27 protein-coding genes are annotated in these 24,181 nt (G+C 60.3%); 6 read left to right on the forward strand and 21 right to left on the reverse strand.

From position 1 onward, the window contains the following. Positions 1-47: 47 nt before the first annotated feature. Together dusA and QD357_RS03195 are read right to left on the reverse strand one after the other, a co-directional pair. Positions 48-1,061, reverse strand: a complete 1,014-nt coding sequence (gene dusA, locus QD357_RS03190) for a tRNA dihydrouridine(20/20a) synthase DusA (protein ID WP_107108544.1) — start codon at positions 1,059-1,061, stop codon at positions 48-50. Between the two features lie 236 nt (positions 1,062-1,297). Beyond that, entirely contained in the window at positions 1,298-2,272 is a 975-nt protein-coding gene (locus QD357_RS03195; RefSeq protein ID WP_414124032.1) for a DMT family transporter, read from the reverse strand. A 228-nt stretch (positions 2,273-2,500) separates the two neighbouring features. Here QD357_RS03195 and QD357_RS03200 point away from each other — a divergent pair, with 228 nt between their 5' ends. Together QD357_RS03200 and QD357_RS03205 are read left to right on the forward strand one after the other, a co-directional pair. After that, positions 2,501-3,196 carry a fumarylacetoacetate hydrolase family protein gene (locus QD357_RS03200; RefSeq protein WP_107108545.1) on the forward strand — a complete coding sequence of 232 codons (696 nt, stop codon included), beginning with the start codon at positions 2,501-2,503 and terminating at the stop codon, positions 3,194-3,196. A gap of 15 nt (positions 3,197-3,211) precedes the next feature. Then, a complete protein-coding gene (locus tag QD357_RS03205; protein WP_107108316.1) occupies positions 3,212-3,742 on the forward strand; it encodes a gamma carbonic anhydrase family protein in 531 nt (176 codons plus the stop codon). A gap of 50 nt (positions 3,743-3,792) precedes the next feature. On the opposite strand, the gene QD357_RS03210 is transcribed toward QD357_RS03205, so the two are convergent. Genes QD357_RS03210 through QD357_RS03220 form a run of 3 tightly spaced genes read right to left on the reverse strand, consistent with a single transcriptional unit; the run spans position 3,793 to position 5,892 of the window. Continuing rightward, on the reverse strand, positions 3,793-4,191 hold the full coding sequence (locus QD357_RS03210) for a Fur family transcriptional regulator (RefSeq protein ID WP_028752927.1): 399 nt from the start codon (positions 4,189-4,191) through the stop codon (positions 3,793-3,795). Next, positions 4,188-5,015: a zinc ABC transporter permease subunit ZnuB gene (gene znuB / locus QD357_RS03215; protein ID WP_414124033.1), complete on the reverse strand. Its 828-nt coding sequence runs from the start codon at positions 5,013-5,015 to the stop codon at positions 4,188-4,190. Before znuB ends, QD357_RS03210 begins: the two co-directional genes overlap by 4 nt. Beyond that, a complete protein-coding gene (locus QD357_RS03220; RefSeq protein WP_107108318.1) occupies positions 5,008-5,892 on the reverse strand; it encodes a metal ABC transporter ATP-binding protein in 885 nt (294 codons plus the stop codon). Before QD357_RS03220 ends, znuB begins: the two co-directional genes overlap by 8 nt. Before the next feature lie 100 nt (positions 5,893-5,992). Here QD357_RS03220 and QD357_RS03225 point away from each other — a divergent pair, with 100 nt between their 5' ends. Continuing rightward, complete coding sequence (locus QD357_RS03225; protein WP_107108319.1) at positions 5,993-6,931, forward strand: zinc ABC transporter substrate-binding protein; 939 nt, start codon at positions 5,993-5,995, stop codon at positions 6,929-6,931. 132 nt (positions 6,932-7,063) lie between these two features. Here QD357_RS03225 and QD357_RS03230 read toward each other — a convergent pair whose 3' ends face one another. The 14 genes from QD357_RS03230 to QD357_RS03295 all read right to left on the reverse strand — a co-directional run bounded on the left by QD357_RS03230 (position 7,064) and on the right by QD357_RS03295 (position 20,265). Beyond that, on the reverse strand, positions 7,064-7,798 hold the full coding sequence (locus QD357_RS03230) for a PAS domain-containing protein (protein WP_183937744.1): 735 nt from the start codon (positions 7,796-7,798) through the stop codon (positions 7,064-7,066). Positions 7,799-8,068: 270 nt separating this feature from the next. Beyond that, entirely contained in the window at positions 8,069-9,001 is a 933-nt protein-coding gene (locus QD357_RS03235; RefSeq protein WP_107108546.1) for a lipid A biosynthesis lauroyl acyltransferase, read from the reverse strand. 5 nt (positions 9,002-9,006) lie between these two features. Beyond that, a complete protein-coding gene (locus QD357_RS03240) occupies positions 9,007-10,035 on the reverse strand; it encodes a zinc-binding dehydrogenase (protein WP_107108320.1) in 1,029 nt (342 codons plus the stop codon). A 54-nt stretch (positions 10,036-10,089) separates the two neighbouring features. Further along, entirely contained in the window at positions 10,090-11,376 is a 1,287-nt protein-coding gene (locus QD357_RS03245; RefSeq protein WP_107108321.1) for a beta-ketoacyl-ACP synthase, read from the reverse strand. Between the two features lie 12 nt (positions 11,377-11,388). Next, positions 11,389-12,594 (reverse strand): beta-ketoacyl-ACP synthase, encoded by a 1,206-nt coding sequence (locus QD357_RS03250; RefSeq protein WP_107108322.1) that lies wholly within the window; start codon positions 12,592-12,594, stop codon positions 11,389-11,391. 43 nt (positions 12,595-12,637) lie between these two features. Continuing rightward, positions 12,638-13,111: a 3-hydroxyacyl-ACP dehydratase FabZ family protein gene (locus QD357_RS03255; protein WP_107108323.1), complete on the reverse strand. Its 474-nt coding sequence runs from the start codon at positions 13,109-13,111 to the stop codon at positions 12,638-12,640. Between the two features lie 121 nt (positions 13,112-13,232). Beyond that, entirely contained in the window at positions 13,233-13,517 is a 285-nt protein-coding gene (locus QD357_RS03260; RefSeq protein WP_003495848.1) for an acyl carrier protein, read from the reverse strand. Positions 13,518-13,701: 184 nt separating this feature from the next. Next, positions 13,702-14,130, reverse strand: coding sequence for a L,D-transpeptidase (locus tag QD357_RS03265; RefSeq protein ID WP_107108547.1), 429 nt, complete (start codon positions 14,128-14,130; stop codon positions 13,702-13,704). Between the two features lie 122 nt (positions 14,131-14,252). Then, a complete protein-coding gene (cbiB, locus tag QD357_RS03270; RefSeq protein WP_107108324.1) occupies positions 14,253-15,233 on the reverse strand; it encodes an adenosylcobinamide-phosphate synthase CbiB in 981 nt (326 codons plus the stop codon). Next, positions 15,230-16,228, reverse strand: coding sequence for a threonine-phosphate decarboxylase CobD (gene cobD / locus QD357_RS03275; RefSeq protein ID WP_107108325.1), 999 nt, complete (start codon positions 16,226-16,228; stop codon positions 15,230-15,232). The genes cbiB and cobD overlap by 4 nt, the downstream gene beginning before the upstream one ends. Then, a complete protein-coding gene (locus tag QD357_RS03280; protein WP_414124034.1) occupies positions 16,225-17,532 on the reverse strand; it encodes a cobyrinate a,c-diamide synthase in 1,308 nt (435 codons plus the stop codon). Before QD357_RS03280 ends, cobD begins: the two co-directional genes overlap by 4 nt. Next, on the reverse strand, positions 17,529-18,377 hold the full coding sequence (gene cobA / locus QD357_RS03285; protein WP_414124035.1) for a uroporphyrinogen-III C-methyltransferase: 849 nt from the start codon (positions 18,375-18,377) through the stop codon (positions 17,529-17,531). The genes QD357_RS03280 and cobA overlap by 4 nt, the downstream gene beginning before the upstream one ends. A 307-nt stretch (positions 18,378-18,684) precedes the next feature. Continuing rightward, positions 18,685-19,644 (reverse strand): nucleoside hydrolase, encoded by a 960-nt coding sequence (locus QD357_RS03290; RefSeq protein ID WP_107108328.1) that lies wholly within the window; start codon positions 19,642-19,644, stop codon positions 18,685-18,687. 213 nt (positions 19,645-19,857) lie between these two features. Then, the gene (locus QD357_RS03295) at positions 19,858-20,265 is read right to left on the reverse strand and encodes a cobalamin biosynthesis protein (RefSeq protein WP_107108329.1); all 408 of its coding nucleotides are present in this window, start codon (positions 20,263-20,265) and stop codon (positions 19,858-19,860) included. Between the two features lie 350 nt (positions 20,266-20,615). On the opposite strand from QD357_RS03295, the gene QD357_RS03300 reads away from it, so the two are divergent. The 3 genes from QD357_RS03300 to QD357_RS03310 all read left to right on the forward strand — a co-directional run bounded on the left by QD357_RS03300 (position 20,616) and on the right by QD357_RS03310 (position 22,677). Next, positions 20,616-21,401 (forward strand): TSUP family transporter, encoded by a 786-nt coding sequence (locus tag QD357_RS03300; protein WP_107108330.1) that lies wholly within the window; start codon positions 20,616-20,618, stop codon positions 21,399-21,401. 101 nt (positions 21,402-21,502) lie between these two features. After that, positions 21,503-21,868 carry a nuclear transport factor 2 family protein gene (locus QD357_RS03305; RefSeq protein ID WP_107108331.1) on the forward strand — a complete coding sequence of 122 codons (366 nt, stop codon included), beginning with the start codon at positions 21,503-21,505 and terminating at the stop codon, positions 21,866-21,868. Then, a complete protein-coding gene (locus QD357_RS03310; protein WP_107108332.1) occupies positions 21,865-22,677 on the forward strand; it encodes a helix-turn-helix domain-containing protein in 813 nt (270 codons plus the stop codon). Before QD357_RS03305 ends, QD357_RS03310 begins: the two co-directional genes overlap by 4 nt. Positions 22,678-22,692: 15 nt before the next feature. Here QD357_RS03310 and QD357_RS03315 read toward each other — a convergent pair whose 3' ends face one another. Next, positions 22,693-23,802, reverse strand: coding sequence for a DNA alkylation repair protein (locus QD357_RS03315; protein WP_107108333.1), 1,110 nt, complete (start codon positions 23,800-23,802; stop codon positions 22,693-22,695). Between the two features lie 9 nt (positions 23,803-23,811). After that, on the reverse strand, positions 23,812-24,129 hold the full coding sequence (locus QD357_RS03320) for an antibiotic biosynthesis monooxygenase family protein (RefSeq protein WP_107108334.1): 318 nt from the start codon (positions 24,127-24,129) through the stop codon (positions 23,812-23,814). Positions 24,130-24,181: the final 52 nt, after the last annotated feature.

Genomic DNA, 24,181 nt, shown 5'->3' on the forward strand with positions numbered 1-24,181 from the left:
ATGCGGAGCCCTATCTCGCCCGCCGGGGGCGAGATAGGGCTCCGTGCCTAAGCGCTCACCCGCTCGCCCTCACCGGCGAAATCCACCGCGGCAAATGCGGCAGCGATCACCTCCGGCCCAGCCCCGGGCTTATTGGCGTCCGTGGAGAGGATCTGACGGTAGCGGCGGGAGCCCGGCAGGCCGGTGAAGAGGCCGACCATGTGGCGGGCGACATGCTGCAGGCGTCCGCCTTGCTCGATGTGGCGCTCCGTATAAGCCATCATCCGGTCGCGCAGGTCATTCCAATCCGGCTCGACGGACGGTTCGCCGTAGAAACGATGATCGACATCGGCAAGGATGGCGGCGTTCTGATAGGCGGTGCGGCCGAGCATGACGCCGTCGACATGGGCAAGATGCGCTTCGGCTTGATCCAACGTCTGGATGCCGCCGTTGATGCCGATGAAAACATCGGGCCAACGCTGCTTCATCCGGTAGACGATCTCGTAATCCAGCGGCGGGATCTCGCGGTTTTCCTTCGGCGATAGGCCCTTCAGCCAGGCCTTGCGGGCATGGATCCAGACGGCATCAGCGCCGGCATCGAGCACGCGAGTAATGAGTTCCGGCAGCGCCTGTTCCGGCTCCTGCTCATCGACGCCAATTCGGCATTTTACCGTCACCGGAGCCTTGGAAACCCTTTTCATCGACGCAATGCAATCCGCCACCGTCTCCGGCGTCAGCATCAGGCAGGCGCCGAAGGTGCCCGACTGCACGCGGTCCGAAGGACAGCCGACATTGAGGTTGATCTCGTCATAATCATAAGCCTCGGCAATCCGCACCGCCTCCGCAAGCTTGGCGGGATTGGAGCCGCCGACTTGCAGCGCCACGGGATGCTCGCTGGCGTCACGACCTAGCAACCGGTCGCGCGGCCCATGGATGATCGCATCCGCCACCACCATCTCGGTATAGAGCAGCGCATGCCGGCTGATCTGCCGATGCAGATACCTGCAATGCCTATCCGTCCAGTCGATCATCGGGGCCACGGCAAAAACGGGCTTCCGCCTATAGAGGCTACCTGCCTGCATTCCGGGCTTTTCTGCCGATTCAGTCATGTCTTGCTTACTCGCATAATTTTCTTCGCCCGTTCCAAGCGTCTATTGCTGCGTCGAAGCGATCCTAAAAGGCGCGCGGCAACAAGTTGGGCACGATTTCGAGGGGCGATATACAGCACAGATAGGAATAAAGCGAGACGGCGTCAAAGTTGGCGCTCTGCCGCAAAAAAAGCGTCGCGCTGACATGACCAGCAATGCGACCCTGAGCCTCAGGGCTTTGCCGCCGCCACAGGTTCGGCCTTCGGCTTCAGTAGAGTGACGAGCAACAGACCGACGACGATGATCGCAGCACCCTCAAGGTGATAGGATTGCAACTGCTCGCCGAGAAGCAGATAGGCGAGCACGGCGGTAAAGATTGTCTGGAGGTAGAGCATCAGACCAGCCCGGGCCGCCCCCAACGCCTCGACGCTGCGATTGAAGAGGTAATAGGTCATGGCGCCGCCGGGGATCGCCACATAGGCGAGTGCGATCAGCCCGTTGACATTGAGCGTCGAGCGCTCGTCGGAGCCAAGTTCCCAGAGGTAGAAAGGCAGTGCCGTGAGCACCGCGGCGCCCAAAAGCAGCACGAGCAGCGGAAGGCGCTCTATATCGAATTTCGCACGGCGAAGCAGGACGGTGTAGAGACTGAAGCAGAAGGAGCCGGCGACGATCCAAAGCTCCCCGGGGTTGATATCGAGACGCATCAATGCCGCCGGGCTGCCCTTGATGACGATGACCACGATGCCGAGGAAGGCGAGGATCGATCCCGTCACCTGCCAGGTTCCCATCGGCTCGCCGAGAAGGAGGCGGGCTAGAACCATGGTAAGAATGGGGATCAGAGCCATGATGATGCCGGCCGTCGTGGCATCCGCATGTTCCAGGCCGGTGAAGAGCAGGCCCTGGCAGATCGCGAGCCCGATGCCGCCAATGCACAGCAACTCCAGCGGACGAGCCTTGGCGAGCGCAAACATGGCGCCAAAATGCCGGCGCACGATCGGCAACAGGATGGCGCAGGCAATCAGCACCCGCCAGAAGCAGAGCGCCCAAGGCGGCATTTCGTGAGAGACCCATTTCGCGGCGATATAGACGCCGGACGACAGCAGCCAACAAAGGACCGCTACAGAATAGGCGACCGCAAGCGAATTGCCCACCGCCTGTTCCGTCCTGACGTGATCTGTGTGGACCCCCAAGACATTTATCGCCATCGCTCAGTTATGCCACAGTTCCTTCCGTCTGCACAGATGAGCGGCTTTGCCGGGGGTTACCGCGGATCCGCAGTCGCGTCGGTGAACACGAAGAACCCTTCTACCAACGCTTTACACCGAAACCTTTCCGTTGGTTGGTTTTCCCCTCTACTCCATTAGTGTTAGGTTGCCGTGGAGTCGGAGGGCATGGATCTTCTGGCAGCAGACGAACTATGTGAAGAGATTGTCATGACCGAACAGTTTGCCACCGTCATCCCCCTGCCCGCGCCAGTGCTGTTGCCGATCAATGGCGAAACCGCATCTTTCCCCGTGCGCCGCGTCTATTGCGTCGGCCGCAACTATGCCGACCATGCGATCGAGATGGGCCACGACCCAAGCCGCGAGCCTCCCTTCTTCTTCCAGAAAAACCCGAACAATCTGCTGCCGAATAGCGATTTCCCCTATCCGCCGCTGTCTTCGGATGTGCATCACGAGGTGGAACTGGTGGTTGCGCTGAAAAGTGGCGGCTCCGATATCCCGGCTGAAAGGGCGCTGGACTGCATCTACGGCTATGCCGTCGGCATCGATTTCACCCGCCGCGACCTACAGGGCGAAGCCAAGAAGCTCGGCCGCCCCTGGGAGGTCAGCAAGGCCTTCGAAAGCTCCGCCCCCGTTTCCGCTATCGCCCCGGCAACACAGGTCGGTCATCCCGATAAGGGCGGCATCTGGCTGATGCGCAACGGCGAGTCGGTGCAGAGGGGCGACCTGTCGCAGATGATCTGGAAAGTACCGGAAATCATCACCGAACTCTCGAAGCTGTTCACGCTGGCGCCCGGCGATGTCATCATGACCGGCACGCCGGCCGGCGTCGGACCGGTGGCCCGCGGCGACAGGATAAGCTGCGCCGTCGATGGCGTTGCGACACTGATGCTGAACGTCGTTTGATCGAGGAGAAATAAGATGCCGCTCTATGCCCTTTCCGGCCTGGTGCCGAAGACGCCCGATCCCGGCCGCTATTGGATCGCGCCCGACGCAAACGTGATCGGCAAAGTGGAGATCGGCGAGGATGTCGGCATCTGGTTCGGCGCAGTCCTGCGCGGCGACAACGAGCTCATTGTCATCGGCAAAGGCACCAACATCCAGGAAGGGACGATGGTGCACACCGATCCCAGCTTCCCGGCAACGATCGGCGAAGGCTGCACCATCGGTCATCATGCCATCATCCACGGCTGCACCATCGGCGACAATTCGCTGATCGGCATGGGCGCAACCATATTGAACGGCGCGAAGATCGGCAGGAATTGCCTTGTGGGTGCCAATGCACTGGTAACGGAAGGCAAGGAATTTCCGGATGGCTCCTTGATCGTCGGCGCCCCCGCCAAGGCGATCCGCACGTTGGACGAGGCTGCCATCGAAGGCCTGCGCCGTTCGGCCCGCAATTATGTTGCCAATTGGCAGCGTTTTGCCCGCGACCTCAAGAGGCTGGACTAGGCCGCATCTTCCAAAATGCGCGGAGCTTGGATTAAGAGCCGCGCTGACATTTAAGCAGCGCAACTCGCGCAGTGACCGCGAATCTCGATGGTCGATTTTTCGGCCTTGAACTTCTGCGATTTCAGCCAATCCATCAGCCGGTGATCCACTTCATGATCGTGGAATTCGATCACCTGGCCGCAACTTTCGCAGATGGCGAAGGCGACGAGGCCGTGGCTGTGGCAGTTCTCATCCGGATGGGCGCAAGCGACGAAGGAATTGATGCTCTCTAGGCGATGGACGACGCCATATTCCAGCAGCTTGTCCAGCGCCCGGTAGACCTGCAGCGGCGCACGGAAACCATGGTCGCGCAGCTTGTCGAGGATGGTATAGGCGCTGAGCGGCGCTTCCGCCTTGGTCAGGACATCGAAAACGAGCGACTGGTTCTTGGTGAGTGTCGGAGTGGTCATGATCCCTGTCCTCCCTGTTGCGCCGCCGGCGCGCCAGCCCTGCGGGCAAGGGGCAGCAGACTGATGATAAACAGAACGAGCGCCGCCACGACGATCGACGGGCCTGACGGCGTGTCGTAACGCAGCGAGCCGAACAACCCGCCGACGACAGCGACGGCGCCGATCAGCGAAGCAAAGACAGCCATCATCTCGGGCGTCGCGGCAAAGCGGCGGGCCGTGGCGGCGGGGATGATCAGCAGCGCCGTGATCAGCAGGATACCGACGATCTTCATGGCGATGGCGATAACGACGGCCATCAGCAGCATGAAAAACAGCTTCGCCCGTTCCGGCTGCAGGCCCTCAGCCTCGGCCAGCTCCGGATTGACGGTGGAGGCGAGCAGCGGCCTCCAAAGCCAGGTGATCGCCGCCAATACCAGAATGCCGCCGCCCCAGATCAAAGCGATATCCGAACGATTGACGGCCAGAATGTCGCCAAACAGGAAAGCGATGAGATCGATCCTTACCCAGCTCATGAAAGCGACGATGACGAGGCCGATCGCCAGCGTCGCATGCGACAGAATGCCGAGCAACGCATCCGCCGACAGCGCCTGCCGGCGCTGAAGGAACAGGAGCAAGATCGACACCGCCGCCGCGACCGCGAAGACGGAAAGCGTTAGATTGAGCTGGAAGAGCAGCGACAGCGCTACGCCGAGCAGCGCCGAATGCGAGATCGTGTCGCCGAAATAGGCCATGCGCCGCCAGATGATGAAGCAGCCGAGCGGCCCGGTGGTCAGCGCCAGCCCGACGCCCGCGACGACGGCGCGCAGGAAGAAATCGTCAAACATGGCGTTCTCCTGCCGCCTGATGATCATGATCGTGGTCGTGGCGCTCGTGCCCGTGATCGTGATGTCCGTGGTCGTGATGACCGTCATCGGCGTGGCAATCATCGGTGATCGAGCCGTCGGCATGCTGCACGCGGCCATCAGGCAGATGCGTATGGTCGTGATGATGGCTGTAGATCGCCAGCGATTGCGCCGCCCGCGTGCCGAACAGTCTCACATATTCCGGGCTCTGTGTGACTGCCTGCGGTGTGCCGCGGCAGCAGACATGACCATTGAGGCAAACGACCGTATCCGTCGCAGCCATGACGACGTGCAGATCATGCGAGATCAGCAGAATGCCACAGCCTTCGGAATTGCGGATCGATTTGATGAGATCGTAAAGTGCTATCTCGCCGCTGAAATCGACGCCTTGTACCGGCTCATCCAGCACCAGCAGGTCCGGCTTGCGGGCAATGGCGCGCGCCAGCAAAGCCCGCTGGAACTCGCCACCGGAAAGATGCTGCACCTCGGCCTTGGCAAGATGGGCGATGCCCACCGCCTCCAAAGCCGCCTTCAACTCCGCTTCAGGCAAAGGCCCGGTCAACGTCATCAAACGGTGCACGCTCAGCGGCAGGGTCCAGTCAATGGCGAGTTTCTGCGGGACATAACCAACCTTGAGCCCGGCGATACGTTCGACGCTGCCTTCATCCGGTTTCAGCACGCCGATCGCGGTCTTGGCACTGGTGGATTTGCCGGAACCATTCGGGCCGATCAGGGTGACGATTTCGCCGCGGCTCACGGAAAAATCGACGCCACGCACCAGCCAGCGACCGTCGCGACGGACGCCGACGTCATGGAGCGACACGAGAGACCGGCTCTTATTGTCCACGGAAGAAAGCATGAAATTTCCACTTGCGCTGTTGCGTCCTGCTATCGCACACGTTATAGCATAACGCAATTGATGTAATAACATAACAGAACCCATTCAAGAGCAGTATCGCATGAGCCTGGCAAAGACCATCCTCCCCCTAGCCGCTTCCTTATTCTTCGCCTCCCCTGCATTCGCCAGCGATCCGCCGGAGGTAGTTGTATCGATCAAGCCGGTTCATTCTCTCGTTGCCGCGATCATGCAAGGCGTCGGCACGCCGGACCTGATCGTCGAAGGCGCGGCCTCGCCGCACACCTATGCGCTGAAGCCTTCKAACGCGCGGGCGCTCGAAGGCGCCAAAGTGGTTTTCTGGGTCGGTCCCGGCATGGAAGCTTTCCTGGAGAAGCCGCTTTCGGCCCTCGGCTCGAACGCCCTGGTGGTCGAACTCGATAAGGCGCCGGGCATCACCAAACTGAAATTCCGCCAGGGCGGCGCTTTCGAAGCGGATGACGACGGCGACGAACCGGCGGCAGACGCCGGAGATTCGCACGATCATGGAGCGTTCGACACCCATCTCTGGCTCGATCCGCACAATGCCAAGGCAATGACGGCTGAGATCACCACGACATTGGTCGCAGCCGATCCCGCCAATGCCCTGACCTATGAAGCGAACCAGAAGGCGCTGGACGACAAGTTGGATGCGCTCGACACGGAAATCGCTTCGACCATCGCACCGGTCAAGAACAAGCCCTTCATCGTCTTCCACGATGCCTATCAATATTTCGAGCGCCGTTATGGCGTGCATGTCGCGGGTTCGATCACGGTAAGCCCGGAAAGCATCCCCGGCGCGCAGCGGGTGGCGGAAATCCATAGCAAGGTCGCCGATCTCGGCGCAACTTGCGTCTTCGCCGAACCGCAATTCGAGCCGAAGCTGGTCAATGTCGTCATCGAGGGCACATCCGCCAAATCAGGCGTGCTCGATCCGGAAGCGGCAACGCTGCCGCAAGGACCGGATCTCTATTTCGACCTGATGCGCGGCATCGCCAAGTCCCTGAAGACCTGCCTCTCCTGAAGTGGGCCACGCGTCGACGAAGCCATGTCTCGCCCTCAAGGCTTTCGACGATAAAGGGGAAAAGACAACAGTATGATGCCCGCACATTGCGGGCGTGATCATACGGTTGTTGTTGGAACCAGAAACGACCGATCAGGCCACCAGCATGTTCGCTGAGACAGCACCGACCTCATGCACGACAACCAGCGCCCCGATCACTTCGCCCCTCGGCTTGGTGGCGCGCAGCGGCGTCATTCGGCAATGCAAGGTCTTGTTGACATCCGTCGGACGATAGGCCGGATAGTGGCAATTGACCGTCTCGCCGGCAAAACAGGCATCCAGCTTGCTCTTGAAGCAGCCTTCGAACAATTCAGAACCGATGAATTCGGAAAGATGCCGGCCGACCAGTTCGATCGGCTTCGACTTCAGGTATTCGGAATTGGCCGCATTGCTGTAGAGATAGCGATAGTCGCGCGTGATGACGGCGACACGATCCGGCAGGCTGTCGAGAATGACGTCGTTCAGAACATTGTCCTCGTCGAACCCGGCGCCCTCGCCTTCCTGCTCGTTCTTTCCCGTGGAAAATGCCATCAGCACTTCGGCCGCAGCCTCGCTGGCACCGCCGAAATAGCGATCGATCAGCGACGATAGCGACGCTGAGTTGCGCATCACCCGTGAGCGGTCATCCGATTCCTCGCGGATCAGATTGCTCATAAATTGCAATTGCATATACATTTCGAGAAGGCTGGTGGCTTTATAAGCCAGGATCGCTGTAACGAGCGGCTCCAACTCGCGATCGAGCGAACCGACAAGTTCATCATCACCCAGCTTGATTGCCCTTTGAATCTGGGTGCATTTCATGGAGAAGGCATGAAAGAGTGCCAGCAAAATTGCCCTCCTGCCCTTGCCCACAGTTCAGCCTCGGGCCTCATCCCGACACTACTATGAACGAGGATATGCAGCCTGGCGCCCGCTATCTCACCAAGCTTTCTTGCAAATGCAATAACATGACTTACCCTCACATTCAATCCTGGCGAACTGAAGTTCTCGGAAAAGGCGAATTTTTCGAAAGGCAGGGCTTACCGAAGGTCAAATTTTGAGCCTTTTCGGACTTTAGATGGCTCATTCTGCTACGAATTGTTTTATTTAAGTGATTTCTTAGAAAAGGGTCTTCTTGATATTCCAGCGGTCATGATACCAGAGCCATTGCTCGGGATATTCCCTCACCCAGCTCTCTACCTTGTCGTTCAGAAGCTGTGCCGTAGCCGGCAGATCGAGATTGCCGCGCTCATCGCGGGGCATCTCCAGCCTCGGTTCTATTTCCAGCCGATAGCGATTATCGGGCAACCGAATGCAACGAGCCGGATAGACCTCGCAATTGAACTGACGAACCAGTTTCGGCAGCAAGGGATTGGTCTTGACGTCGCGACCGAAGAACTTCGTCCTCAGTCCCTTGCGAAACTTCTGATCGACCAGCACGCCAACCCCGCCGCCGGCTTCCAATTGCCTAGCTAGGGTGAAAGACGATCCTGCATGCGAGGGTACGAGATTGCCCATGCGCTTGGCGCGAAAGTCGAAAACCTTATCTGCCACATAGGGATTGTTCGGCGGTCGAAAGAGCACAGTGACCTTCAGCCCGAAGGCTGCACCGGCGACCGGCAGCAATTCGAAATTCCCCGTATGTCCGGTAAAGACGATGAATGGCCGCGGATTTTCCCTGAGGTCGAGAAAGATCGGAATGCCGGATACCTCGATGCGGCCCGGCTCCTCGCTGAACGGATCAAAATCGAACAGCCKATCGAGAAAGACATACTCCGCCGCCAGCCGCCCCATATTGCCCCAGCTTGCCAGGGCGATCTCGGCGATCTCCGCCTCGCTCTTTTCAGGAAAAGCGTTGCGTAGATTGGTCAGCATCAGCTTGTGCCGGCGCATGCGCGGCCCGATTTTCCGGGTCAGCCAGTCGGCGAATCTGATGCCGCCATCGGCGGGAAATAGCTTCAGGAAATTCAGGAAACCGAAGATGATCTGCGCGATCAACCATTGGCGGAAATGCCGGACGGCAAGCACGATCCGGGTGATGACGAGCTTCACGCCGGTCAATCCATCTTGAGGATGATCTTGCCGAAGATCTGGCGCGATTCCATCCGCTCCAGCGCCCGGTCTATATCGCTGAAGCTTACTTCGGTGTCGATGACCGGATGCACCAGCCCGCGCGCCATCTTCTGCATGGCATTCGCCATATTCTCCATGCGGCAGCCGAAGGAGCCGAGCAGCTTTAGCTGCTGCTGGAACAGCATCATCAGGTTCATGTCGGTGGAAACACCCGAGGTCGAGCCGCAGGTGACCAGACGCCCACCACGCTTCATGCACAGCATCGAGCCGGCCCAGGTGTCCTTGCCGACATGTTCGAAGACGACGTCGACGCCCTTCTTCTTGGTCAGCTTGCGCACCACGCCTTCGAAGCGATCCGTGCGGTAATTGATGACATGGTCTGCACCAAGCGCCTTGGCCTTCTCGATCTTGTCGTCGGAACCGACGGTAGTGATGACCGTGCAGCCGATCTTTTTGGCAAGCTGGATTGCCGCCGTGCCGATACCGGAGCCGCCGGCATGGACGAGGATCGTTTCGCCCGGCTCCAGCTTAGCGTTGTCGAACAGCATATGCTCGACCGTGCCGAAGGTGACGGGTGCCAGTGCCGCGCCGATTGCGTCAACCCCGGGAGGCGCCGGAACCAGCAGGCGTGCCGGCAGATTGACCTTCTCCTGCGCGAAACCGTCGAGATGGAAACCATGCACGCCGCCGACATGTTCGCAGAGATTGTCACGGCCTTCGCTGCAGTGACGGCAGAGACCGCAGGTGCGCGCACCGTAGATCGAGACGAGCTGGCCTGGCAGCACGTTGGCGACACCCGGTCCGATCGCTTCGACGACACCGGCTGCTTCCGCGCCGATCACGAGCGGCATCTTGCGCTTGGCGAACGCCATACCGCGCCAACCCCAGACATCGATGTGATTGAGGGCGACCGCCTTGACGCGCAGGGTCACCTCACCCGCGCCCGGAGCGTCTGGCTCCGGCAGATCGGTGATCTCAAGTTTGCGGTCGTCGATCAATTGCAAAGCGCGCATGGCAAAATCCCCCGCCCCTCGGGCGCAGTAATGTCTTTTTGTTCGAAGGTCCGATTAAGCCGGTTCAAGCGCCATGACAAGGCTGGCGTTCTGTCCGCCGAACCCGAAGGAGTTCGAAAGAATGGCGCCTACCTGCTTTTCGCGCTTCTTGTTCGGCACGACGTCGAGAATGATCGACGGATCGGGATTGTTATAGTTGATGGTCGGCGGCAGCGTGCCGGTCAGCATGGTCTGCAGCGAGAACACTGCTTCGACCGCGCCGGCGGCGGTCAGCGTATGGCCGATCATCGACTTGTTCGACGATACCGGGATCATCGGCAGTCGATCGCCGAAAACGGCGGACATCGCCCCGTATTCCATCTTGTCGTTTTCCGGCGTCGACGTGCCGTGCGCGTTGATATAGCCGATATCGGTCTCGGCCATACCCGCATCGGCAAGAGCCGCGCGGATCGTCGCGATCGCCGGGCCGCCGTCCGGCGACGAGCGGGTGCGATGGAAGGAATCCGCCTTGTCGCCGGCGCCCTTCATGATGCCGAGGATCTTAGCGCCACGGGCAACTGCGGATTCTAGTGATTCTAACACCAGCGTTGCGGCACCTTCCGCGATCACGAAGCCGTCGCGGTCCTTGCTGAAGGGTTTGGATGCCTTGGTCGGCGGGTCGTTCTGTGTCGACAGCGCCGACAGCAGCGAAAAGCGGATCAACGCCTCGGCACTGAGCGATCCATCGGTMGCAACCGTCAGCGCCCGCGTGGTGCGGCCCTGGCGGATTGCCTCGATGCCGAGCTGGATCGCGGTGACACCAGATGCGCAGGCGGTCGACAGGGTTACCGGCAGGCCGCGCGTGCCGAAGCGGTCGGCAAGACGCTCTGAAATGGCGCCGAACAGGGCCGCCTCGTGGAAAACCGGATCGGGACGCTCATGCATCGCCGCGAGAAAACGCTCATAGGCATCGCCCGGATGATCTGCCGGCGGCGAACGGTCGGCCAACTCGAAGCGCGCGCTCCATTCCGGCTCGATCGGCGGTGCGGCGAGGAACAGCGGCCCGTTGAAATCACCGGAAATGCCGGCCTGCGCGAGCGCCTCGATCGTGGTCTCGCGAGCAAAGGCATAGGAGCGCTCGACGGCGTTCGGTGCAGGGATCTCGATGAAATCCACCGTACCGGCAATGCGTGTCGAAAGGCCGTCGGTCGGGAAGCGCGTGATGCCGTGGATACCGGACGTGCCCGAAGAAAGCGCGTTCCAATTATCCTGCAGCCCTTGGCCGAGCGACGTGATGATGCCCATGCCGGTGACGGCGACGATCGGGCGGCCGAGATGATCCTTATAGGCGGATGCGGTCATGATCCTAACTCCTCACGCTTCGGCGGAAATTACGGCGACGCCTTCGCCGCGCGCATGCCCGACGGTCGTCACGACTGCTTTGCGCGCGCCGGCATTCATCGGCTTTTCATGCGTTGCGTCGAACGGCGGCACCTTGGCCTTGTTGGCGACCGCTAGAGCGGCAAAAGCAAGCCCGAGCGGAAACTGGCTTTCAAGCCCGTGGCCGGAAACCCCGGCATAACCGCGAATGGCCGATGCCGGCAACTGCGTTTCCAGTACGGCCTTCTCGCGCGTCGCGAGATCCGGGATTGCCGTCGTTCCGCTGAAGATGACAGTGCTTTCGGCCTCAGCATCCTTGGCAGGCGCCAGCAGGCGCTCCAGCCGCGCCTCGAACTTGCCGCCATCGCGATTGCCGCGATCGCCTTCGATGGCGTCGATGGTTGCATAGATGCGCGCGCCGCGGCCTTCGGCATGGGCGCGCGATTCAAGCACGAGGAAAGCGCTGAGCGAACCCATGATCATGCCGCCGCCGTCTTCCGGCTTGCGGGACCAAAGCGGATGCCAGTCGCCGATCGCATGCGCATTCACGGCTTCGATGAGCAACATCATGTCCTGGCGTTCGGCCGAAAACGCGCCGCCGACCAATGCATGGCTCGATTCGCCCGACTTGATACGATGGAATGCAGTTTCGACGGCCGAGATACCGGAAGCTTCCTCGCCCATGAAGGTGCGCGACGAACCCGTGACCTTGTGGACGATGGAGATATTGCCGGCGAGCAGATTTGAAAGCTGAGCCAGGAACAGCGTCGGACGGAGCTCGGTCGTCAGCTTCTCGTTCAGAAGTAATTCGCGATCGTTGCGCTTCAGGCCTTCGTCAACGATCAAGGTATCGACATTGATATCGCGCTCGCCGCCGCCCGCCGCAACGATCATGTCCATGCTGCCGCAAGCATCGAGATCGTCCTTGAAGCCTGCATCATCCAGTGCCAGACCGGCTGTGAAGACGCCGATGCGCTGCCAGTTTTCCATCTGGCGCTGATCGCCACGCTTCGGGATCTGCTGCGACCAGTCGATCTCCGGCAGCGGATGCACGGGATAGGGCTTGAATTTCTCGGTTTCGACGATGGTCGGCGGCGCCTTGTCCGATGTCAGCAGGGCGACATGCGCTTCCTTGCCGACACCCTGACAGGTAACGATGCCGATACCCGTGATCACCACATCATTCTGAGCCTTGCTCATTCATCAATCCTCTTAGAATGCGGCGCCATGCAAGCCGGAAACGTCAGCCATTGGCGGCGATGGCGTCGAGAAGCCCGACCTCACCTGCCCGCTTGCGCACGATATCGGCGAGCGGCACCTCATTAAACGGCATGGTGCGCAGCTTCAACTGCGCATCGCAGATCTTCTTGCCGGCGATCGTGATCCGCGCTTTTGTCACTGCAAAGCCCGAGCCGTCATGCTCCAATTCCGCCTCAATGTCGAGTTCGGCTTCCGGTTCGACGAAGGTGCGCATCTTGGCGCCGTCGACCGACATCAGGAATGGCATATAGGCGAATTTCGTTGCCGCAAGCACCAGCATGCCCGACGCCTGCGCCATGGTCTCGATCAGAAGGACACCGGGAACGAGCGGCATGCCCGGAAAGTGACCTTCGAAAACGGGGCTCTTCGCCGGGACGACCGAATGCGCCTTCAAAAGGCCCTTGGACAGATCGACCGAATCGACCCGGTCAATCATCTGGAAATATTCCAGCAGCATCAATGCCTCCGATCCGACCCGGTGAGCAATATGGCGCGGGCAGGATACGATAGTTAAGAATGAAACCGCCCGGCCGCCATATTCAGGGGCGGCTGGGCGTCAAAAAAAGCAAGAACGTTGCTCAGCCCTTGGCGGCGCGCAATTCGTCGATCTTGGCACAGAGATTCTTGAGGACAAAATATTCCTCGGTCGAAACCTTGCCTTCGTTGACTTCCTGCGTCCACTGTTCCAGCGGAATCTTGATGCCGAATTCCTTGTCGATGGCAAAAACGATGTCCAGGAAGTCGAGGCTGTCGATGCCGAGGTCGTCGATCGTGTGGCTCTCTGGGGTGATCGTTTCACGGTCGATTTCGCTTGTTTCAGCGATGATGTCGGCAACTTTGTCGAATGTAGCAGTCACGCCCATACCTCTTGAAATGATAATTCAACCCTCCTCATAGGGAAATCCATTCCAAAAGCCAATGGTTTCCACCTGAGACTCCAGTAATTTGACGGAGCACTGTTGCCTAAACAGCAAAAATACTTCCATTGCGCAATTGCAGGAATAGAGCGCGACATGCGAGCAAGATACGGCGGTATTGCGGCGGCGATCACTCGCTGATGATGATCCGGGTGTTTCTCAACCCTACCTGCGACGCCATCGAGAAGAAGGTGGCAGCATTTCGCGGTTCCAGACGTACGCAGCCGTGCGAAGCGGGCTGGCCAAGATGCCTCAGCTCATAGGTGCCATGCACCGCGTAGCCGCCATTGAAGAAGACCGCATAGGGCATCGGCGCATTGTCGTATTTCTTCGAGCGATGATCGCGCGACAGCCACTTCGCCGTATAGGAGCCGGTCGGAGTGACATAACCTCTGCGCGCCGTCGATACTCTCCAGCGATACTTGAAAACACCATCTTCGGAAACGGTCATGGTCTGCGACCGAAGATCAACATTGGCGAGAAGAGTTCCAGCCTGCGCTGTTGCGACATGAAACTGCAGGCATAAACATGCGGCAACGGCTGCCACTATCCGTTTCATCTTGCGCCCCTCCATCGTTTGCTTCTTTTTGAAACAATTCCGATGAAAGGAAGAACTATCAGCTCTCTGATTATACTAGATTAATACAGATAGTGAGCAATTCGTTAACGTGGATCGACCATTCACAACAGCAACAGGAAGGCCGCGAAGGCGACGAGCGTCAGCATCGTGCATGCCGAATAGAAGATCGAGATGCCGCTATCGACATCGTTGACGGTGGCGATATCACGGCCAGAACCGTTGATCATCGGCTCGCGCACGACCTCGCCGCCATAGACGCGCGGCCCGGCAAGCTGGATATCCAAAGCACCGGCCATCGCCGCCTCCGGCCGGCCGGAATTAGGTGAGCGGTGCAGTCCGCCATCACGAACCGCAACTCGGATCGTATTGCCGAGTGCCGAAAGCCCCTTCTTGGCGAGCGCACCGGCGGCGATCAGCAGGATCGACAGCCGCGCCGCCGGCCAGTTGGCGACGTCGTCGAGGCGCGCGGCGGCCCAGCCGAAATCGATATAGGTCTCGGATTTATGGCCGATCATCGAATCGGCGGTATTCAGCATCTTGTAGACAAACAGGCCCGGCAGGCCAAAAACGGCATACCAAAGCGCCGGCGCCACGACGCCATCGGAAAAATTCTCGGCTAGGCTCTCGATCGCAGCGCGGCAGACGCCGGGCTCGTCCAGAGTCTCAGGATCGCGGCCGACAATGCGCGATACGGCGCGGCGTCCGCCGTCCAACCCCTCGCTGCGCAACGCCTTCGATACCTCGCCGACGTGATCGGCCAGGCTCTTCTGCGCTAGGAAGATCGCCACCAGGCCCGCTTCGACCAGTATACCGAACCAACCGAAAAAGGCGAGCAGCCCATGCACGGCTGAGCCCGCAATGACCGCGCCGAAAAGCAGCGCGATGATCGACATCACGCCATTACGACGCCGCGCCATGCCCGGCAGATCCCTGACGTTGAAATGGCGGTCGAAAAAGGAAATCGCCTTGCCGAACAGCACGACGGGATGCGGCAGACGCTGCCACAGCCAATCTGGATCGCCCATGATGCGATCCAACAGCAATGCCAGAACGAGGATAAGCAAATGTTCGTCGATGATCATATCGAATAAGCCTCAAGTGCCCCGGCAAGCCTGCGATCTGCCGCCTCGTCTGGAGCAAGGCCAAAGCGCAGCCAATTCGGCGCATAGTCGAACTTGCGGACAAGAATATGATGGCGGCAAAGATGTGCATATATGTCGCTTGCGCGATCATCGGCAACAAGCGTGAACAGCCCCGTGCCGCCAGCCACCTGAAGCTTGGCTTGGCGAAGTACTGCATCCAGCGCCGACCTTCGATCGAGAATGCGGTTGCGAATGGTAGTCGTGTCACCGGCCATCAAGGAGGCGGCCAATGAAAGCGCCGGTCCGGAAACAGCCCACGGGCCGAGCCAATCCTCGAAACGCTCAAGAATCGGGGCCTGCGCGATGACAAAACCGAGGCGCAGCCCGGCTAAGCCGAAGAATTTGCCGAAGGAGCGGAAAATGATGAGGTTCGACATGGAGGAAGCGTAAGGCGCCAGGCTGCTTTCCGGCTCCATATCCCCGAATGCCTCGTCGACCAACAGCATGCCATCGCGCTGCTGCAGCTCATCATGCAGTTCCCGTAACAAATCGACAGATAGCGCTCGGCCATCCGGATTGTTAGGATTGACGGCGATGACCAACCGCTGTCCGGGAGTGAGATCACCGATGCCAGTAATCTTTGCAGCGGGCATACCGGCCAGTGCAAAGGCGCGGGCATATTCCCCATAGGTCGGCGACAGGATCGCCGCGCTGCCTGCCGCTCCGAGCCGCGGCAGTAGCTGGATCACCGATTGCGTGCCCGGGACGGGCAAAGGCAGGATATCGCCGCTGCGATAATAGGTCCTCGCGGCCTCCCTCGCCCGTTCCACCAGATGCTGATCCGGCAGCCGATGCCAGGCTGAAACGGAGATATCAGGCAATGCGATCGGATTGGGATTGATCCCGGTCGACAGATCGAGCCAGTCCTCCGGGCACCCGCCATAAAGACGAGCCGCCGCCGTGACGCCGCCGCCGTGTACGATCCTGTTCGTCATGCGGCGTCACCGGCAAGATCGATCAGGTGCATGTAGGAACCGGCGACATTGCCGCGCTGCAGGCCGGCCGTACCGAGATCGGTCCCAAGCGCGTCTTTAACCGTAAACAGCCGATCCGCCGCACCTTCGGAAACGATGGTCGAATAGTGAAATTCATGCGCGGTCATCGGCCGATCGAAGAATGAACCGTCAAGCGGCACGACGCGCCGGTAACCGAGATGCCGCTGGCGTTTCTCATAGCTGGTGACGACAGGCAGCAGCCCGAGCATTTCATGACGCATGCCGGTGGCATCCACCAATCCGTCGCCCAGCACCATGTAGCCGCCGCACTCGCCATAGATTCGCACGCCTCGCGCGGCGGCTGCCTTGATTGCCTCTTGGAAGCGGGACGCCGTCGCAAGCCTCCCCGCATGCAATTCCGGATAACCACCGGGCAGATAGATGGCGTCGGCATCATCAGCCGGAGCTTCATCGGCGAGCGGCGAGAAAAACGAAATCTCCGCTCCGCGGCGCCGCCAACCGAGCAACATATGCTCGTAGCAGAAGGCGAAGGCGATATCGCGCGCCACGGCAATGCGCTGTCCAAACGGCATCAGCCGAGCGATGTTGGCGACCGACGGCCGAACGATATTCAGATGTGCCGCGCGCAGCAGCAGCCCGAAATCGCATGCCTCGGACACAGTCTCCGCCGCATGTTCGATAAATTCCTCAAGCCCGGCATGTTCTCCTGCCTGTACCAGCCCAAGATGCCGCTCCGGTAGCGTCAGCCCCTTGTCGCCGCGAATGACGGCGGCCACGGGAACGCGCACGGCCTCCAAGGCTCGGCGCAGCATCGCCTCATGCCGGTMGCTGCCGACACGGTTGAGGACGACGCCGGCGATACGGACGTCGGCGCGGAAATTGGCAAAGCCGCTGACGAGCGCGGCAATCGACTGCGACATCCGCGAGGCGTCGACGACGAGCACGACGGAAAGCCCAAGGAAGGCGGCAAGATCGGCCGGCGTGCCCGAACCATCCGCCGCGCCGTCGAACAACCCCATCATGGCTTCGATGACCAGCATCCGCCCGCCGGCCCGATGAAGTGCCGAATTGGCCGAGATCAACTCGGGACGCATGGCCCAGGGATCGAAATTGAGGCAGGGCGAACCGCTGGCGGCGGCGAGGAAGGCGGGATCGATATAGTCAGGACCGGCCTTGCCCGGAGCCACCGCAATCCCTCTTTTCCGCAACGCGCGCAAAAGGCCGAGCGTGACCGTGGTCTTGCCCGAACCGGAGGACGGCGCGGCGATCAGCAAGCCGCTCATGCCGGCACCTTGTGACCCGCCCCCGCCCGCACGTCCGTTTCCGGCAGAAGCTTACGGCCGGATAGAGCGCCCAGCCAGTCGAGGGAAGGTCGCAGCTTGACCACTTTGCCGACAACGACGATCGCCGGCGGCTCCATGCCGGATGCGGCGACATCGGCTTCGGCCTGCCCGAGCGTCGTCTCCAGCACCTGCTGCGCCGGCGTCGCGGCATTGCAGACGAAGGCAACCGGCTCGTCGGCCGAGCGACCAGCGGCGATGAGATTGGCGCTGATCTGCGCGATATGCTTCATCGCCATATACATGACGATGACGGGCGAACCCTTGCCGATCGCTTCCCAATTGATCGCGTCCGGCACGACGCCAGAGGAATCGTKGCCGGTGAGGAAAGTGACGGCATGATTGACGTCGCGATGGGTGACGGGAATGCCGGCATAGGCAAGGCCGCCGATACCGGCGGTAATACCGGGCACGATGCGGAACGGAATCCCGTGTTCGACCAGCGTCAGCGCTTCTTCGCCGCCCCGCCCGAACACGAAGGGATCGCCGCCCTTCAGCCGCAGTACCCGCTTGCCCGCCCGCGCCAGCTCGACAAGACGCAGGGATATATCCCGCTGCTTGGCCGACGGCTTGCCGCCACGCTTGCCCGCATATTCCAGTATCGCACTGGGATGGGCGAGTTTCAGGCAGTCCTCGTTGACGAGCGCGTCGTGCACGATGATATCGGCATCGGCCAGTCCCTTCGCCGCCAGCAGGGTCAAAAGCCCAGCATCGCCCGGCCCGGCGCCGACAAGCCAGACGGAGCCCGGCTCAAGCGCCGGCAGATTGGAAAATGCGGTATCGTTCATCCCACCTGTCCTATGCCCGGATGGCCAAAATTGCAATCTTGAGAATGGGATAAGGCCGCTCCGGCTCAAGTCTCATTTCCCTCCCCGAATGATAGGGCAGATCGGGTCTCGGCAGCAGCAACGATGCGCTATTCAATTGCCCCAGGGCGACGAAGACGTCGGAAGGAAGAGCCGATACATTGTCGGAAATCTCTGACTCAAATTGTCAGGGCGCCAGCGCAACAATTTGATAATATTATAAAATAGATAATTCTTCGAATAAGAAGCATTCGAAGAGGGCAGCACAGCCGCCCTCTCCGAATTTGCGTCAATGGTTTGCCTTGCCGAGAATCACGTCGCGGATCAGGTCGATAACCGCTTGCGAGCGGATGCCGGTGCAGACGATTTGGCTCGGCAGATTGTCCCATTCATTCGGCGGAAAATGCCGGCCGTCGGGCTTTACGATCGTTTGGCCGTCGGCAATACCGCCGCAGACGACGCGCACCGAACCCTCTATGGTATCGAACAGTTCCGGCGCCACGACATAGACGCAGGCACAGCTATCGTGCACCATCATGCCGTCATCCACCGCATGGCTGTAGAAATCGATGTAGGACTGCGACAGGTCGGAGAGCAACTGCACGGACGGACCGCCGGCCTTTGCCATGTCGGCGAGATAGCTGCGGCTCATCGTCGTGACCGCGGTTACGTCGAGCCCGACGACCACGACTTTCCAGGCCGCAGTCATGACGACGTCAGCGGCTTCCGGATCACCGTGGATATTGGCTTCCGCCACCGGCGTGATATTGCCCGGAACATAGAAATTGCCGCCCATGATGACGACGTCTTTCACCAGCTTGGTGATCTCCGGATCGTGCTTCAGGGCCAGCGCCAGATTGGTCATGCGGCCGACAGCGACGAGCGTCACCTCGCCCGGATTGGCGCGCACGGTATCGATGATAAACTGATGAGCCGGACGCGGATCGGCCGGCAGATCGATCGTTGCCGGCACTTCGATATCGCCGAGACCATTGTGGCCATGCACGAAGGTAGGCCAATCCCGCTCCTTTCGCGACGGATCGAACGTGACGCTGGCGCCGCGGGCAACCGGGCACGGAATGTTCCACTCGCGCTTCAGAAACAGCGCATTGCGCGTCGTCGTGTCGACGGAAGCATTGCCGAACACGGTGGTGATGCCGAGAAGATCGATATCCGGATGGCGGTGCAGAAAGAGAAGCGCCATGGCGTCGTCGACGCCAGGGTCCGTGTCGTAAATGACCTTGTGCATGATTTTTCCTTGTTATCCTTTTGATCAGCTTGATCTTGTCCAAAGACTGCCCTGCAGTTCTTGGGATCATGCTCCGAAGTCGCCGGGACGCATGTGGGCAGCGGCCGGCGAAATGCCCCACCATAGCCGCAGTCGCCATTTCTGCAATATCGGATGCAATCTCGCGCGATTTCGTCACAGATTGCGAGAAATCGCGGCCGGGGAACCAAAAAATCAACCGATTTTCGCAATTGCGGCGGTGGCAAAGCCGGATTTGATTTTCGGTAGAACAAGCTCAGCGATCGGTCCAGCCGCCGCCAGCGCAGCCGCCTCGGCAACCCCATGGCAGCCGACGCGGGCAAAGACGAACTCGGATGGGTTCTTCAGGCGAGGCGTTTCGCGCTCCAGTGTTGCGGCGTCGAAAAAACGCAGCGGCAGTTGAAGATGAGCAGCCGTCTCCAGGATCGCCGGCTCGTTACTCCGCGTGTCGAGAGAGGCGATCGCAAGGACCTGAGCGACCTCTATCCCGCTCTCCCGCAACGCCCGTTCGGCAAGCAAGCGCACATCGTTCCAGTCCGTACCGCGCTCGCAGCCGAGGCCGAGGATGTAACGGCGGGCATTAGGTTGAGGATGTGATGTCATATGGGACCTCAGCGACGGCGATTATAGTCAAGCACGTCCTGTCTCGCTGCACCTTTGTGCCTGGTCCCTCTCCCTGCAATGCGAGGAGAGGGAGCACCCATGGCCCGCAATGCTGGTGATTTAGCAGCGAGGCCGAATGTTTGCTCCGTCGTCCCCTCTCCCCGTTTCAACGGGGAGAGGGTTAGGGTGAGGGCCAGGCACAGAGGCACGGCAAAAACGCACTCACCTGACCGTCTACAGAACCATCCCCCTGCCCGTCAATTTCACTTGGTGTGTCCCTGTAGCAATTGCCCTGAAGCAATTGCAGTGCCAGAAGACATACGAAATCACACGCCTTCGAGTTCCTCGCCTTGCAAGACATCACCCTACATCTGCTGCTTCTGCTCTTCGCCGCCGCCTTCTTCGCCGGTTTTGTCGATTCCATCGCCGGTGGCGGCGGGCTGATTACCGTGCCTGCCATGCTGCTGGCCGGCATTCCGCCATTGCAGACGCTCGGCACCAACAAGGTGCAATCGATCTGCGGCGCCGCCTCCGCGACCATCGCCTATGCCCGCCAGGGCCATGTGCAGCTTCGCACGCAATTGCCGATGGCGCTGATGGCGGTTATCGGCGGCATGCTGGGCGCAGCGCTGGCGACGATCATGCCAGGCGACGTGCTGCGCATCATCCTGCCGTTCCTGTTGATCGCCATCGCGCTTTATTTCGCCTTCAAGCCTAATCTCAACGATATCGAAAAACATGGCCGCATGAGTGCCGCGCTTTTCGGCTTCACCTTCGTGCCGCTGATCGGCTTTTACGATGGCGCCTTCGGCCCCGGTACCGGCTCGTTCTTCATGCTCGCTTTCGTCACGCTTGTCGGCTTCGGCATGCTGAAAGCGACGGCTCATACGAAGCTATTGAATTTCGGTTCCAACCTCGGCAGCTTGATCGTCTTCATCTTCTCCGGCGCCATTCTCTGGAAGGTCGGCCTGACCATGGGGCTCGGACAGTTCCTCGGCGCTCAACTTGGTTCAAGGCTTGCCATGCGTATCGGCGCGAAACTGATCAAGCCGCTACTGGTGATCGTCTGCATCGCCTTCGCCATCAAGCTGCTGGCCGACCCGACCAATCCCGTTCGCGTCTGGCTAGGGTTCTAAAACAGGCTGCTTTGATTACCTGCCACGTAATTGATAGTGGTGAAGGGCTCACCCATGATCGCCTTGTCTGAATGTTCAGGCGATCCAAAGGAGTTGACCCGATGACCGATGCGACAACCATTGCCGAACGCTATCTCGCTGTCTGGAACGAGACCGATGCCGAACGGCGCCGCGCCCTCATCACCGAGGCTTGGACGGAATCCTGCACTTACGTCGATCCACTTATGCGCGGCGAAGGCCATGAGCAGATCGACGCACTGGTCGCCGCCGTACACACCCGCCTTCCCGGCCTCCGCTTCACGCTGGCAGGTCCAGCCGACCGCCACGGTGACAACCTTCGTTTCTCCTGGAACCTTGGCGCGGAAGGTGACGAGCCTTTGATCAAGGGCACGGACTTCGCCATTCTCGACGGCGAGCGGCTGAAAACGGTTCACGGCTTTCTTGATCAGGCCCCGGCCGCCCTATGATGGTGCCCGGCCGCTCTCTCGGCGATTACCTGCGCGAATGGCGGCAGCGCCGCCATTTGAGCCAGCTCGAATTCGCCCTCGAAGCGGAGATATCGCAACGGCATCTCAGCTTCATCGAAAGCGGACGCGCACTTCCAAGCCGCGAGATGCTGATCCATCTTGCGGAACGGCTCGGCGTGCCGCTCCGCGAACGCAATCCGATGCTGCTGGCCGCTGGCTTCGCGCCGGTCTTCCCGGAGCGCTCGCTGGAAGACCCGGCGCTGGCTCCCGCGCGCCGCGCAATCGATATCATTCTCAAGGGCCACGAACCCTTTCCCGCCCTTGCGATCGACAGGCATTGGACCTTGGTCGCCGCGAACGACGCGGTCGCGCCCCTGCTCTCCGGGGTCGCCGACGTTGCGTTGCTCAAGCCACCGGTGAATGTCCTGAGGCTCAGCCTGCATCCTGACGGCCTTGCGCCGCATATTTTCAATCTCCCGGAATGGCGCGCGCATCTGCTGGAGAGGCTGCGCCAGCAGATCATTGCGACCGGCGATCCGGTGCTCTCCGATTTGCTGAAGGAACTCTCGGCCTATCCCGCACCGGCAGCCCATAGGCCAAGCTCGCCTGATCGCGATTATGCCGGTATCGCCGTACCTCTGGAGCTTATCACCGACGCCGGACGCCTCTCTTTCATTTCGACAACCACCATCTTCGGCACGCCCGTCGATATCACCCTTGCGGAGCTGGCAATCGAATCCCTTTTTCCCGCAGATCAAGCAACGGCCGAGGCGTTAAAAGAGATGGCGGCGGTCGCGCGGAGTAGCTGAAACCGGTCTCAGCCGCTAATCCAACACGAACTCCCCGACTTTCATCGCCACGCCATTGACCATCGCGTCGATCCGATGGAGCCCTGGATAATGCTTGCGCGTCGTCAGGTCATCCAGACGCAATGCCTTGGAGAATTGCGCCGTTTCGCCGGGCGCCAATGAAACCGATGTCAGCTTGAAGACCTTCGGCCTGGCCGAGCCGTTGGCCTTGACGAAATGCACGGCAAAATCGACCAGCAGCGATTGCGCTGCGTCTCCGTCGTTGACGAGGGAAAAGCCGATACGGACGATATTGCCCATCTGCGCCTTCGCCGGAATTATCTCCGCGCTGCCGACACGAATGCCTTCGGCGGCAGAATAACCCATGGCGCCGATCGCATCCGCTTCGCCACGTTTGACGGCGGAGCGCAGCGCATGGCGGATGAGGCGCTGACGTTCCTTAGGCGCATCCACGCTCCAGCGCCGTACCGTGTCGATGAGAATGCCCGGATGATCCTTGCCAATATCGTTGAGATTGTTGGCGACGGAACGGCGGACGTAAAGCTCGGGATCGTCCTTCAGCAATTCCAGCAGCTCGAGCACCGGCGTCGGATCGGCTTGGAAGGCGCGGAGTCGTTGTGCCCATGGAAGGCGTGGGCGAGTGCCTTCCGACACCAGCCGCCGGACATGCACATTGGCGTCGCCGCTCCAGATGCGTAGCCGCTCCAACGTCTCATCCTGCCTCTTGTCGAGGAAGGTGCGGATGGAGAATTCGGCGGTGAAGCGCTTGGTCAGCTCATATTGCGCCCGCATGGATGGCTCGAAATGATCGATGCCGTTGTCGGCGACGAAGATCGTGTGCGGCAGATACAGAAACGGCGTCATGCCGAAATTGTCGCTGCCATCCATTTCCGGCCCCAGCGACCGAATGAGAATATCGACCGCCTCGGGATAATCTCCGGGCAAGAACGCCTTCAGCGTGCGCGCAATCGCCCGCCCGCGGTCCATCAGCTCCAGCGGCTCATATCCATCCAATGTCGCGGCGATGAAACCTTTCCGGTCGAATGGCGGATGCACCGCACCGATCATATCGGCGATGCGGGCCGGCACTTCTGCGCCGAAATGATCCTTCAGGCGTTCAGCCATGCCTATTCCTCAAAAGCTCCGCAGTTGTTCGAAATGCAGCACGCTGGTGCCGGCATTGGCGGAATCGATCTGCATGTGATCGAAATAGTCGAGGCAATCCTTGCTCGCATGCACCTTCGGCATGGCGGCCGCCGCATCGGCATGGGAGCGCCACCAAATGACGTCGACATAGCTGCCGTCACGGCCGCGCACCAGTTCGCGGTTGAGATAGCCGGGCTGCTGCTTCAAAAAACGATCCTGCATTCTCGCAGCCGCCTCCAAAAGTGCGCCTTCGGATACGTCGGAGCGTAGCCTGAACGGCGCCCATTCCATGACTTTTCCCGTCATCGTCTTTTCCTCGAGCTGAGTTGGATGGGCGTGGTCTATTGCTTAATAGGAC

This window comes from Rhizobium sp. BR 317 (assembly GCF_047445835.1).
GTDB lineage: Bacteria > Pseudomonadota > Alphaproteobacteria > Rhizobiales > Rhizobiaceae > Rhizobium > Rhizobium paranaense.